This window comes from Spirulina subsalsa PCC 9445, from assembly GCF_000314005.1.
Lineage (GTDB): Bacteria > Cyanobacteriota > Cyanobacteriia > Cyanobacteriales > Spirulinaceae > Spirulina_A > Spirulina_A subsalsa.
Genome location: NZ_JH980292.1, coordinates 1,879,672 through 1,891,469, shown reverse-complemented (window position 1 = coordinate 1,891,469; position 11,798 = coordinate 1,879,672). Strand labels below are relative to the sequence as shown.

The window sequence follows — 11,798 nt, the reverse complement described above, 5'->3', positions numbered from 1 at the left end:
TTCTGGCTATCAACAATGCTAAGTAGCTTTGAACGCTTGTTGTTTTTACGTCGGGTTTCAATTTTCCAAGAATTGCGCGATGAGTTCTTGGTTAAATTGGCCTCGGCAATGGATGAACTCTCCTTTCCCAATAATCACACTATTTTTGAGCAAGGTGAAGAGGGGAGATCACTGTATATTGTGGTGTCGGGACGGGTACGGGTACATTTAGGCGATCGCGATCTAGCATTTTTGGAGAAAGGGACTTTTTTCGGCGAAATGGCACTGTTTGACGCAGAACCTCGTTCCGCCTCCGTGACAACTCTGGAAGCTTGTGATTGTCTCACCCTCAATCAACTTCAACTCATTGATGCTATTGAAGAAACCCCCGAGATTGCCGTGAATGTCACCCGCGCTTTATCCCGTCGGATTCGAGAACTCAACGGCAAAATCAACAGCTACGAAGCCCAGATGAAAGCCGCCAATTTAAGTAAAGCTTAACTCCTCTCAGCAGAATAACCGATGGGCTTCGCCGGAATTAAGTTAAAATACAGTATCGGCTTCTGATTGTTGCGCCGTCGTATCGCTTTATTAAATTATGGCTGCCTCTTTTCCCAGTCGCGATAGTGACTTTCCGGTTGACCTCCGGCTTTACAGTGCGCGCATTGAAGCCCGTCAATCCTCGGCGACTTGGCGAAATTCAGCCCGTCGTTACCGCTTGCTTTACAAAGAGGAGTATTATGGCGCTCATTTAATGCCCCTCACGCGACGGGATTGGAAAGCACTTAATCAGATTTTTGGCAGTGTGACGGACTTGGAGGGGATTTACGAAGATATTCAAAATGCCCTAAATATTTTAATCCCAGAGCCTTGTTGGGAAGATGATCCCTTTACTCCAGAAGAAGAAGAAAATTTAAGTTTCTTGGCGGAGTTTTTATCTTAATCGCGGGATTTGGGTCACGCGCTTAAGTTATGATCTCCACCGGGATGGCCGAGTGAGCAATATACAGGTGTTGGAGTCCAGTGGTTTTGCTCCTTTGGATCAATCTGCGATCGCCCATGTCCAGACCTTACAACGTCAATTCAGACCCTTTCCCGAATGTTATACCAGAGACACCATGAACATTACCCATCGCTTTCAATTGCGTTATAACTAACCTCTTCTTTCCCTCTCTTGGGGGATAGGTTACTGATAGTAATACTCACAAAGTTTGTTCGTGGAAAGGACAAGCCAGTTATTACAATATCACCGTAGGCAGTTTGGGGCGTAATTCATGAGTCCCAATTTAGAATCACTCAAAGATATTCTAATCTTTTGCTAGTAGATTCTATCCCATTTATAAACTGTGCCAGTAACCCTGCTAATGTACCAGAAAACTGTCTATCTGACTGGATGATAAACCGTTAATCTACTATTAACACTGATCCAAGACCCTATCAATTTATGACTCCCCTAATTGTGTTCGTCTAACCGAGCCAAAATCTCTAAACCCCTCGCCACATCACCCTGCATTGCCAAAGTTTGAAAGCGTGTTTGAGCATCAAACTCAGCCAGTGCAATCGTCGAGAGTTCTTCCATTAGTTTATTCACACTAATGCCACGAGATTGAGCCAGTGCTTTTAGACGAGAATATTTGTCATCGGGTAAACGAATTGTTAAGGTTGCCATATTGTATTTACTCCTTAATCAATGCTTCAGGGGTGATAATAGAAAGCTGGGGAAAACGATAGCAATTATTTTTTACAAGCTATACAAATCCTTAAACCAAGTAACAAATCTCTGACCATTGGGGTGATTAGGATGCAGAATGCGTTCTATAATGGCTTGATGTAGTTGTCGCCCAGGAGGATTCTGCCAAGCTAACCAAGTATAAATGTTAGCTTTATCACTTTGATAATCTGTAAATACCGCACCTTTACCTTTAGCTTCATGAGTTGCGGCTTGGGCAAACTGCCAGAGTGTTTCACTGTTGGTTGGAATCAGATAAGTTAGGAAAGTCTCCAACATACCACGCATCTGGTTATCAGGCATCATCCAAATTCCAAATTGAATTCCAGTGGGTGTTGTGTGTATTAAACCATCTGCGGGTAGATTTTCCGGCATATCAGGAATACTTTTTAAGCTTGCGTTTCTAATACTTTGCCAACGTCCTATAGGATCATCATCAGCATCAATCATAATGCCAAGTGCAGAAAGTCCAGAAGCTTGTAGCTCCGTTGCAATTCTATCTGGATCAATAAGATTTTGATACCCCTCATAATCACGAATAAAAACCACTGGACTTTTACGAGTTCCCCACTTTATACCATTGGCTTCCATGAGTTCTGGTATCACCAAAAGATCCTGTTTCCCCTCAACCAGAAGAACCTTTGAGTTAATATTAGCCATGCTCTAGCGCACCTCAATTCCTCGTTCCGCAGCGATTACAATTTGCCGTTCTGTAAAAACAACACTATTCGGTTTTCCCTTTTCTATCCTGTGAATTGTAATTCCCTCCTCACTGGGATTTTCTTGACTGGCAATTGCAGCAAGGCTTGTCCAGCAATCACTGTTATGCGTTGTTGCGAAAACTTGAACATTAAGCCGTTTCGCCGTTTCCCATATTAATTTCCACATATCAGACATCGCCCTAAAATGTAGCCCCGTGTCAATTTCATCAACGAGCAAAACTCCATCCCTTGCATTAACAATCGCTAATGTAAGTCCTAACATTCGCCATATTCCATCCCCCATACTACCAATCGGTATGCGTTGATTTCCATCAGTAAGCCTGACCACAAAACCACGACGCGAGCTTGTATATCTATCCTTTTCAAAGCCCACTGAAGCAATCCGATCAATAGTGGGTTCAATGGTTTGGAGTGCCTCTATAACATGAGATTCTTCTGGTGTCAATACAACTTGATCAAATAACTCGATCATTTTCTCACTGGTTAAAGAGGAAGATGTGACAAATTGAGTTTTTAAACCTCCATTTTTCCAGTCTCTGGTAATACGTCTCGTATAATCTAATGGCAATCCTTTTTGAGGTGATAAAGGTAACGTAACACTCTCATTGTTTTCTCCTAATAACTGAATACCTAGGAGAAACTGTTGTAATTCTTTAAATGGAAATTCATCAAATAAAGTTAATTGTACTACTCCCGGATCTTCTACAAATACCGTAACTCCTTCTGGCTCATTATGATTACTACCAAATATTGAAAACCTACTGCCCTGTTCAATCTGATGACCATAAAACAGGTGACGGATGTCTAGTTCTCGACCTCTACCTTTTTCATCACTTAGAATATATTCGCCACGACTGATCATGACTTCTCGCAACAGTTCAAGATTAGACTGGGAAATTAGAAGCTGAACGGCTTCTAGTATTGAGGTTTTACCACTATTATTCGTCCCAACAAGCAAGTTCAACTGACCCAGCTGTTGAAGCTCGAACCTCTCAAAACAACGGAAATTTTCAATCTTTAGTGACCTCAGCATTTTTAACAATTGGCGCAAGTTTTAACGTAGGATTTTTTTGAACTTTTGCTGTATCACCTCTTACAAATGTTCCCATGCTTTGTCCTCTGCTGGAGTTAGCCAATCTTCTGCTAAACTAACTTCACTCAATCGGCTAATTTCTAAATCATCTTTCTGACGTTCTTTGAATTCTAGAAACAACAAAAAATCTAAAACTTATTGGAGAGTCGATTCCGAAGCTTGTTCAATTTTTTCGAGGAGTTTTTCTTTAATTGCCCAATTCATAGCACATTCTCCTAGGGATGATTTTTGAGTAGATAACCCTCAACCCAAGTTTTACTCTATTTGGGGAATTTTATTTTTGAGGGTTTCCTTGGACAACAGCGCAATCCACCCTGTCCAAAGCTCCCACCCGTCATTTTAGCACCTTCCCCATATCCGAACAGGGGTACGGGTTGCCCTCATCCTCTCCTTTCCCCCCTAAATCCTGCCAAAAACCCGGTTTCAAACCTCCACCTTGAAACCGGGTTTCTTGCACCCATTCTTTACCCGCCATAACCTCCCTGAAACCCGGTTTCTTATTCCTCACCAACCCAGAAACCGGGTTGCGTTAATTGGCTGGTTTTCCCGCTACTCCCTAACAAAAACCCGGTTTCAAACATCAACCCAGAAACGGGGTAGCGTTGATTGACTTTCCTCAGCCTAGGCCATAGGATTGGGCTTGAGTGTGGAAAAGACGGGCATAGGTGCCATTGTGGGCGATTAGTTCGTCATGGGTGCCGATTTCGCTAATTCTTCCCCCTTCTAAAACCACAATCCGATCCGCCAGTTTAACTGTAGAGAGACGATGACTGATTAACAGCGCGGTGGTGTTTTGGGTGAGGTGCTGAAATTGCCGTAATACCTCCGCTTCTGCTTGGGGATCGAGGGCGCTGGTGGGTTCGTCTAAGATCAGGAGAGAGGCAGGACGCAGAAAACAACGGGCGATCGCAATTTTTTGCCACTCCCCTACACTTAACTCATTGCCCTCGGCAAATTGGGTGCCTAGGATAGTGTCGTATTTTTGGGGAAGTTGTGCGATCGCCTCCTCCATTCCCGTTGCCTGAACCGCCTGTTCTATCTCTCCCTCCGAGGGAATACTATCCCAGTTCCCCAACTGGATATTCTCTCGCACCGTTAAATGATACCGCCCAAAGTCTTGAAATACCACACTAATCTGTTGTCGTAAGTCCCAATAATTCACCCGTTTTAAATCCACCCCATCCCATAAAATTCTGCCCCCATCGGGATCATATAAACGACACAATAATTTAACTAACGTGGTTTTCCCCGCCCCATTTTCCCCCACCAACGCCATCGTTTCCCCCGCTTTAATCTCCAGACTCACATCCTCTAAAACCGGGCGGGAACTATGGGGATAGTGAAACCGGACATTTTCTAAGCGAATCCCTTGTTTTAAAGGGATAGGCACCCCTTGGGGATGGGGGGGATTCAGAACAATATTAGGCAAGTTCAAAAAATCATAAAACTGCTCTAAAAATAAGCTATTTTCGTATAATGTGCCGAGACTGCGCACCGCATCCTGTAACACTTGTTGCCCCCGTTGAAAGGCTTGGTAATATAACACCAAACTCCCGACCGTGAGTTGATTGCTATAGGTTTGATAAACTAAATAGGTAAGCAGAACAAACAAGAGGAGAGTGAGCAAACTTTGACTAATACTTTCCGCCAGAGAACGCTGGAGTAGAATCCGCCGTTTTTGTTCAAAAATATCTTGACGAATAGTTTTATATCTTCGTTGAAAATATCGCCCTAGATTAAATAATCGTAACTCCTTGGCATAGTGTTCTTCAATGAGAATTGAATTAAAATAAACCGCGATTCTCTCTTGAGGTAGCCACTTCTTCCATTTTTGATAGAGTTTTTGGGCAAACTTTAAGCGAATGGCTAATAAGGGAATACTCACCCCAACTAATAAAAGCGTGATTGGCCAGTTAACCAACAATAACAAGCTAGAGAGTCCAATCAGCGACAAATTGCTTTGCACCAAGGTAATTAAGCTGGTAAAAATAATTCCCGGACGATAAGGGGCTTCTTGTTGGGTAAGGTGGAGAATGTCGTAATATTGAGGATTTTCGTAGTATTCTAAATCAACTGTAATGGATTTATCATGGATTTTATTCTGTACATAATCCACAATTTTCTGCTGATGTAATTCGTTTAAATAATGGCTACTCGCCAGTAAAATACTATTGACAAAACTAACAATTGCTGCTAGGCAAATTAAAATAAAAACCGGGTAAAAATCCCGGCTTTGAGGCGACTGTAAACGGAGGACAACCTGATCAATAATCAGTTTGCTGAGGTAGAGTGCCAGTAAAGGTAACACCCCTTGAAAAAACACCAAGAGCGCGCTAATAATTGTCCAGTTTGGGCTACTATTCCAAACCAAAATCAGCGCGTTTTTAAGCCGCCTAATGTATAGCAAAATGGGAGGAGGCACAGGGTTTTAGCACTTAGTTGGACTGGTAGACTTGAGCATAGAGATCCAAGACCCGACGAATGGCTTTAGTCCGTCGCATTTGATCCATGTGGACACATTCCCACTCCGTCACAGCCCGGCCTTCTCGGGAACAGATGCCGAGGAGTCCACTGGCGACATTGCGACCCCGTTGTAAGTCCAGTTGTTGATTGCCATTGACATAAAAAGAAGCCGTGCGCGCCCAGGCCATCGCTTCTGTTCCCTGAAGTCCGGCGCGATAGGCAATGGCTAAAGCGTAGGGGAATAAACGGGAGTGAATAGGACTGGCTTGATTGTATAAATCGGCCGTATTGAGTAGCGCCTCAATATCTTGATCCGGATTAATCCCGGCGGCGTTTAAATCGTTTAAATTGGTGGGTAGTCGTTCGAGGGAACGGGCTAAACACATTTTTTCGGCTTGACTAATATCCCCGCCACTGCGTCCTTGGTCACTACAGGGGCCGAAATTGGTCACGCGTTGACCCCAGGAGAGATTGCCGGGGTCTACATGGCCAAAATAGTTGGGCGTTTGCTCCACATAGAGAGTGCCTTGTTCAGCAAATACCCGATAATTGCCCTCAGCCACCCCAATGGCCAACATCCCCAAGGAAATGGGGGTCGCAAAAAGGCGGGAATGGCGGGTTACGCTGTTGTTGAGGTCAAAATTAGGGTTACTTTCGAGATCCTCTCCCCCTTGACGATAGGCAGCCTGTTGTTCAGCCGTTGGGGGGGGTGGGGTGTTGCCTGTGGGTCGATTGGAGTTTTGGGGGGTGGGGCTTTCCCCCTCTGTTGTTTCCATCGCTTCGTAGTCTTCTGGAGGGCGGAGGGAATCCAGACGACTCATGGGTAGAGTCGGTAAAGCTAGAGTGTTAGCAGTGGGCTGATAGCTTTGGCTGGGATCGTAGCCAGAGGGGAGGAAATATTCTGGATTAATGGCGATCGCATCCCCAGAAGTCGCAGAAGAGGAGGGAGTAGCCGATTCGAGGGGAATAGAGCGCACCATAAACCATGTGCCGCCAATTCCCAATAACCCAAACAAAGCCATCCGTGCTAACCAAGCCCAATAAGACATAGTGATTTTTTGCCGAATTACACCAAGAAAACGAGAGTTTAAAATTGTTGACTGATTATTGTAACGTTTTGCGAATCACCCTGATGGGCTGGTGAGTGGACTCCACCCCCAAACCTGATGCCAACTTTTAGTTCATGGCATACTGTAACAGATATTGAAGTTGGGTTAACACCCCTCCTCACAGGGGTATGTCTCGCCATCTAGTCCCCTAGGGGGTTGAACTTGTTGTTTTCTGAGGAATTATGCTGATTTTCTCCCGTTTCCGTTTTCGAGTCCTTCGACGCTTAAAAGGAAGCTGTTTCCTCTTGCTCTTGCTTCTCACCTTGCTGTTTACCGGGGTGGGAATGCCCCGTGCGATCGCCCAACTGCCCCTAGAACGCCTCACAACCCCATTCCCCGAGGTTTTCACCCAAATCAGCGACGAGGAAACCGTTCGTTTGGCTTGGATTCGCCTTGACGGTCGCCCCCTCTTTCAAATTGCCGAGGGTAGCACCCCCCTCGCCCAACGTCAGCGCACCATTCAGCAAAACCTGCGCCTCATTTTAGAAGACTATCTCAGTCAAGAAGATCCCCAGTTACAGATTGCGATTCGCCCTCAACAAGACACCTCAGACTCCCTCAACGTTCCCTACGAATCCCAAACCATCATTATTGAGGTCAACGACCAAGAACTAGCTAAAATTTTGCCTCAAGATGCTAGACAACAATATAGTGACCCCCTATCTTATGCCGAAACCATTCGGAGCGCCCTGCTTGATGCCTTTCCTCGTGCCAGACGGGAACGAGAAGCCCAATCCTTACAACAACAACTCTGGCGCGCTTTAGCCATCCTTGGCCTAACCATCGCCCTCAGTTTTGCGGTGCATCATCTCAATCAACGACTGCCCCATTTACGCCCCCTCTCACAGCCTAACGCCGATACCCCCATCACCACCCAACTCACTCGGCAACGACAGGACAATTTGAAGGCCGTGCAGAAAATTCTCGGACGACTCGCGCAAGTTCTCCTCTGGGGGGTGTCTGGGCTGGTGCTGCTTTCCCTCTTCCCCTACACTCGCGGGATTCAAGCGTGGCTGACAAGTCAACTGCGGATTTATTTCTTTGTCAGTCTGATTATTCTGCTAACCTATGTTGCCATTCGCTTGGCCTATATTCTCATTGACCGCTTTATTGAAACCTTTGTCATTAGCGCTCAACTCATCCCCCGACGCGATCAACGGATGAATCAGCGTGTCTCGACGATTTCCGGCGTAACCAAGGGGATTACTACTATTGTGGTGAGTATTATCGGCATTTTCACTATTTTGATTCAATTAGGCGTGAATATTGCCCCCCTGATTGCTGGGGCTGGGTTAATCGGGGTAGCCATTTCTTTGGCTTCCCAAAACCTGATTAAAGATGCCATCAACGGGTTTCTGATTTTGGTAGAAGATCAGTATGCGGTGGGGGATGTGATTGGGGTGGGATCTGTAGCAGGGATGGTGGAAAAAATCACCCTGCGGATTACTCAACTCCGGGATACAGAACAGCGTTTGATTACTATTCCCAATAGTGAAATCCGCATTGTTTCTAATCTTTCGAGTCGTCATTCCCAAGCGGATATTAAGATCCCGGTAGCCTATAGTGCTGATATTGATCAAGCCCTAGAGATTGTGAAACAAACCAGTTGGGCAATGCGCCATGATCCGGACTGGCAAAGCTGTATTCTCTCGGATCCGTTAATTTTAGGGCTGGATGAGTTCACCCTTCAGGGGATGATTATTCGGGTGTGGATGCGCACGGAACCCCTGCAACAGTGGAATGTGGCGCGGGAGTTTCGACGACGGATTAAGCAGGAATTGGATCGGGCAGGGATTCCCTTAATGGTGTCTCAGTACGAGTTTTTGAACCGTGAGGGGAGTGTGGAGGAGATGAGTGGGATTGGGCAGCGTTTCGGAACGGGAATCCCCGGATTTGCTAATCCTCACGGGTCCGATGGTTGACATCCTCTGGATTTATCCCCCCTAACCCCCCTTTGGAAGGGGGGAACAAGACGGGGGGGAAATATAGATTTATCCCCCCTAACCCCCTATTCAAGGGACTTATCCCCCCTAACCCCCCTTTGGAAGGGGGGAACAAGACGAGGGGGAAATATGAATTTATCCCCCCTAACCCCCTATTCAAGGGACTTATCCCCCCTAACCCCCCTTTGGAAGGGGGGAACAAGACGGGGGGGGAAATATGGAAGTCCCCCTTTCAAAGGGGGATTTAGGGGGATTCCACTCAACGAAGGGAAAAGCGTAACCCAACACCCAATCTTGACCCGTTAACGCCCTCTTGGAGACTCTGCCTCCATTCCAAGCGACAGAACCGCCCAATGTCCGTGTCACGGCCTGGGCTATGACACGAGAACAGAAAAAACTCAGCCCAGACCAAGCCACGGAGATCAGGAAAGAACTAGAATTCGAGAAGAATTGTTTATCGAATGGGAGCAAGAGTGAACCATGACTAAATACCTCAACCCCTTCACGGACTACGGTTTTAAAAAACTCTTCGGGGAAGAACCCAATAAAAACCTGCTCCTCGACTTCCTCAACGAACTACTCAAAGAAGAACAGGGGGAAATTATCTCCCTCAACTATATTAAAAACGAACAACTGGGCAATTCTGACCTTGATCGTAAAGCCATCTTTGACCTCTATTGCGAAAACGAAGCTGGGGAAAAGTTCATTGTTGAACTGCAAAAAACCAAACAACGGTTCTTTAAAGACCGCACCGTTTATTACTCCACCTTCCCCATCCGTGACCAAGCCCCTAAAAATGATTGGGACTATCAACTAAAAGCTGTTTACCTCATCGCCATCCTCGATTTTGTCTTTGATGAAGATCAACATGAACCGGAAAAATATCGCTATGATGTCAAACTTACCGATATTGAAACCTGCAAAATCTTCTATGACAAACTCACGTTCATCTACTTAGAAATGCCCAAGTTTACTAAAACCCTAGAACAACTAGAAACCCGTTTCGATAAATGGCTTTACATTTTGCGCAACTTGACAGAACTGGAGGAAATACCCGCCCCCTTGCAAGAACAGGTATTTGAACAACTATTTGAGACAGCAGAAATAGCCCGATTGAGTCGGGAACAAATGCGCTCCTATGAGGATAGTTTGAAATACTATCGAGATTTAAAAAACTCGATGGATACTGCACGGGATGAAGGCAAAGAGGAAGGCATTGAAATTGGCATTGAGATTGGTCGTGAGGAAGGTATTGAGATGGGGGTTAAAACTGTTGCCCTTGCCCTACTTCAAGAAGGGATTAGCGAACAAGTGATCCTAAAAACCACTGGCTTAACAGCAGAGGAATTAGACCAACTGCGGCGGGAAAGTTCTAGTGAGCTTGGATGAGTCTTGTTTACTATTCCCCATTCCCTATCCTGTTACATACAAGAAAATCCCTTGTAATCCTCCAATTAAAAAGCCTAAAACACCTCCTAAATTGACAATCGCCTGTAACTCACTTTTGACAATCCCTTGGATGGCTTCTTCTAATTGAGCCGGAGACGTGGCCATCACCCGATCTACAATCAGTTGATCTAAGGATAAAATGGGGATGAGTTGGGTGACTAAATGCTCTAAATCTTCCTCTAAATAACGCTCTAAAATGAGGGCTAATTCTGCACTAATTACGGTCAAAGAATCATTAACCACTTGAGAATTGCGCAGGCGTTTAATGAGGATAATAGAAAGTTTATCCCAGTCTACAGTATCCCCTAAACGCCCTAAGAGTTCCCCGCCTTTTTCTTGAACATAAAGACGCACGGTTTCCCGGGTTGTTTTGCGCAGTTGGCGGACTGTGGAGAGGGGGAGATTTTGTAGGGAGAGGTTTTGTAACCAGACTCGAATGCGATCGCGCACTTCCAAAGATAAGATTAACTCTTTCAACCGAGCATTCGCCACGTCTTTCTCTTCCACACAGAAGGAACGCAGACGCACTAAGGAATTCCGCACCCCAAACAAGTTGGCCATTACCCAAGTGCTGCCACTGGTTTTTTCCCGAAATCCCTCGTCAATGACTTGAATATTGCGCTCTGTCAGAAAGTCTACTATAGCAACGCGCAAGACATCCGGGGGTAACACCACTTGTAAAATCCAATCGGCAAAATTGCGCGCCTGCATATCATTGAGGCGAAAATCTAGCAAAACTTGATCAAAAATATGGTTAATTTGATCCTCTAAAAAATCCTCTCGTCTCGATAAAACGCGCAACACTCGCGGTAAGGATTCCCCGAATAAATCCCGCAGAATTTCGGCCAAAATTTTGGCGGTTTTTTGGTCTTTATCGGCTTGGAGTTGCTTAATGGCTAAACGTAATAACCACAACAGGGCGGCCTCGACTCGTTCCGGTTGTAATAGTCTGCGAGTCAGGTGTTGTAATTCCCCCGGCGTTAACAGGGAGTTCATGATTGTATCAGAAACCCGGCGGGCTAAACGTTCTTGATTGCGGGGGATTAAACCGGGGGTGAAGGGGAGACGATATTTCCCAATTGCGATCGCCTTATAAGGCCGAAACAACATCTGAATGGCGATGTCATTGGTGAAATAGCCAATAATCCCACCTGCAATCGGGGGGAGGGTGATGCGGAGTAGAGTGGGCAAGTCCAAGGTTTCAATCTAGGATAAGTGTGGGTTCTGGGGTGATCTCACCCGAATTGAGGGCTACTTTGATCCTAACATTGCCTCCTGTTTTTTCGGAGAATCCGCCGGGGAGGAAGCCGG

General features: G+C 45.6%; 11 protein-coding genes and 1 pseudogene. 6 read left to right on the top strand and 6 right to left on the bottom strand.

The features are described from left to right. Positions 1-15: 15 nt before the first annotated feature. From SPI9445_RS0108810 to SPI9445_RS31360, 4 genes and pseudogenes are all read left to right on the top strand, one after another. On the top strand, positions 16-480 hold the full coding sequence (locus tag SPI9445_RS0108810) for a cyclic nucleotide-binding domain-containing protein (protein WP_017304371.1): 465 nt from the start codon (positions 16-18) through the stop codon (positions 478-480). Positions 481-577: 97 nt separating this feature from the next. Further along, a complete protein-coding gene (locus SPI9445_RS31085) occupies positions 578-922 on the top strand; it encodes a hypothetical protein (protein ID WP_017304370.1) in 345 nt (114 codons plus the stop codon). 7 nt (positions 923-929) lie between these two features. After that, positions 930-1,136 carry an energy transducer TonB gene (locus SPI9445_RS28380; protein WP_083883515.1) on the top strand — a complete coding sequence of 69 codons (207 nt, stop codon included), beginning with the start codon at positions 930-932 and terminating at the stop codon, positions 1,134-1,136. A gap of 40 nt (positions 1,137-1,176) precedes the next feature. Continuing rightward, positions 1,177-1,257 (top strand): annotated as a pseudogene (locus SPI9445_RS31360) (DUF427 domain-containing protein); the annotation flags it as partial. 175 nt (positions 1,258-1,432) lie between these two features. Here the strand turns inward: SPI9445_RS31360 and SPI9445_RS0108795 are convergent. From SPI9445_RS0108795 to SPI9445_RS27475, 5 genes are all read right to left on the bottom strand, one after another. Continuing rightward, positions 1,433-1,648, bottom strand: a complete 216-nt coding sequence (locus tag SPI9445_RS0108795) for a ribbon-helix-helix protein, CopG family (RefSeq protein ID WP_017304368.1) — start codon at positions 1,646-1,648, stop codon at positions 1,433-1,435. A gap of 72 nt (positions 1,649-1,720) precedes the next feature. Continuing rightward, complete coding sequence (locus tag SPI9445_RS0108790) at positions 1,721-2,368, bottom strand: DUF3226 domain-containing protein (protein ID WP_017304367.1); 648 nt, start codon at positions 2,366-2,368, stop codon at positions 1,721-1,723. Positions 2,369-2,371: 3 nt separating this feature from the next. Continuing rightward, positions 2,372-3,463: an AAA family ATPase gene (locus SPI9445_RS0108785; RefSeq protein ID WP_017304366.1), complete on the bottom strand. Its 1,092-nt coding sequence runs from the start codon at positions 3,461-3,463 to the stop codon at positions 2,372-2,374. A 676-nt stretch (positions 3,464-4,139) separates the two neighbouring features. Further along, positions 4,140-5,894, bottom strand: a complete 1,755-nt coding sequence (locus SPI9445_RS0108765) for an ABC transporter ATP-binding protein (protein WP_237747941.1) — start codon at positions 5,892-5,894, stop codon at positions 4,140-4,142. 64 nt (positions 5,895-5,958) lie between these two features. After that, positions 5,959-7,035: a hypothetical protein gene (locus SPI9445_RS27475; protein ID WP_017304362.1), complete on the bottom strand. Its 1,077-nt coding sequence runs from the start codon at positions 7,033-7,035 to the stop codon at positions 5,959-5,961. A 242-nt stretch (positions 7,036-7,277) separates the two neighbouring features. Here SPI9445_RS27475 and SPI9445_RS24920 point away from each other — a divergent pair, with 242 nt between their 5' ends. Both SPI9445_RS24920 and SPI9445_RS0108745 read left to right on the top strand, forming a co-directional pair. Continuing rightward, the gene (locus SPI9445_RS24920) at positions 7,278-9,017 is read left to right on the top strand and encodes a mechanosensitive ion channel family protein (RefSeq protein WP_017304361.1); all 1,740 of its coding nucleotides are present in this window, start codon (positions 7,278-7,280) and stop codon (positions 9,015-9,017) included. A 501-nt stretch (positions 9,018-9,518) separates the two neighbouring features. Next, the gene (locus SPI9445_RS0108745) at positions 9,519-10,427 is read left to right on the top strand and encodes an Rpn family recombination-promoting nuclease/putative transposase (protein ID WP_017304359.1); all 909 of its coding nucleotides are present in this window, start codon (positions 9,519-9,521) and stop codon (positions 10,425-10,427) included. A 24-nt stretch (positions 10,428-10,451) separates the two neighbouring features. On the opposite strand, the gene SPI9445_RS0108740 is transcribed toward SPI9445_RS0108745, so the two are convergent. Next, entirely contained in the window at positions 10,452-11,693 is a 1,242-nt protein-coding gene (locus SPI9445_RS0108740; protein WP_033373987.1) for a DUF445 domain-containing protein, read from the bottom strand. Positions 11,694-11,798: the final 105 nt, after the last annotated feature.

Bases quoted from the DNA above. Each gene is read 5' to 3' on its own strand.
- SPI9445_RS0108810 (WP_017304371.1), top strand. From the start codon at position 16: ATGCTAAGTAGCTTTGAACGCTTGTTGTTTTTACGTCGGGTTTCAATT.
- SPI9445_RS31085 (WP_017304370.1), top strand. From the start codon at position 578: ATGGCTGCCTCTTTTCCCAGTCGCGATAGTGACTTTCCGGTTGACCTC.
- SPI9445_RS0108795 (WP_017304368.1), bottom strand. From the start codon at position 1,648: ATGGCAACCTTAACAATTCGTTTACCCGATGACAAATATTCTCGTCTA.
- SPI9445_RS0108790 (WP_017304367.1), bottom strand. From the start codon at position 2,368: ATGGCTAATATTAACTCAAAGGTTCTTCTGGTTGAGGGGAAACAGGAT.
- SPI9445_RS0108785 (WP_017304366.1), bottom strand. From the start codon at position 3,463: ATGCTGAGGTCACTAAAGATTGAAAATTTCCGTTGTTTTGAGAGGTTC.
- SPI9445_RS27475 (WP_017304362.1), bottom strand. From the start codon at position 7,035: ATGTCTTATTGGGCTTGGTTAGCACGGATGGCTTTGTTTGGGTTATTG.
- SPI9445_RS24920 (WP_017304361.1), top strand. From the start codon at position 7,278: ATGCTGATTTTCTCCCGTTTCCGTTTTCGAGTCCTTCGACGCTTAAAA.
- SPI9445_RS0108745 (WP_017304359.1), top strand. From the start codon at position 9,519: ATGACTAAATACCTCAACCCCTTCACGGACTACGGTTTTAAAAAACTC.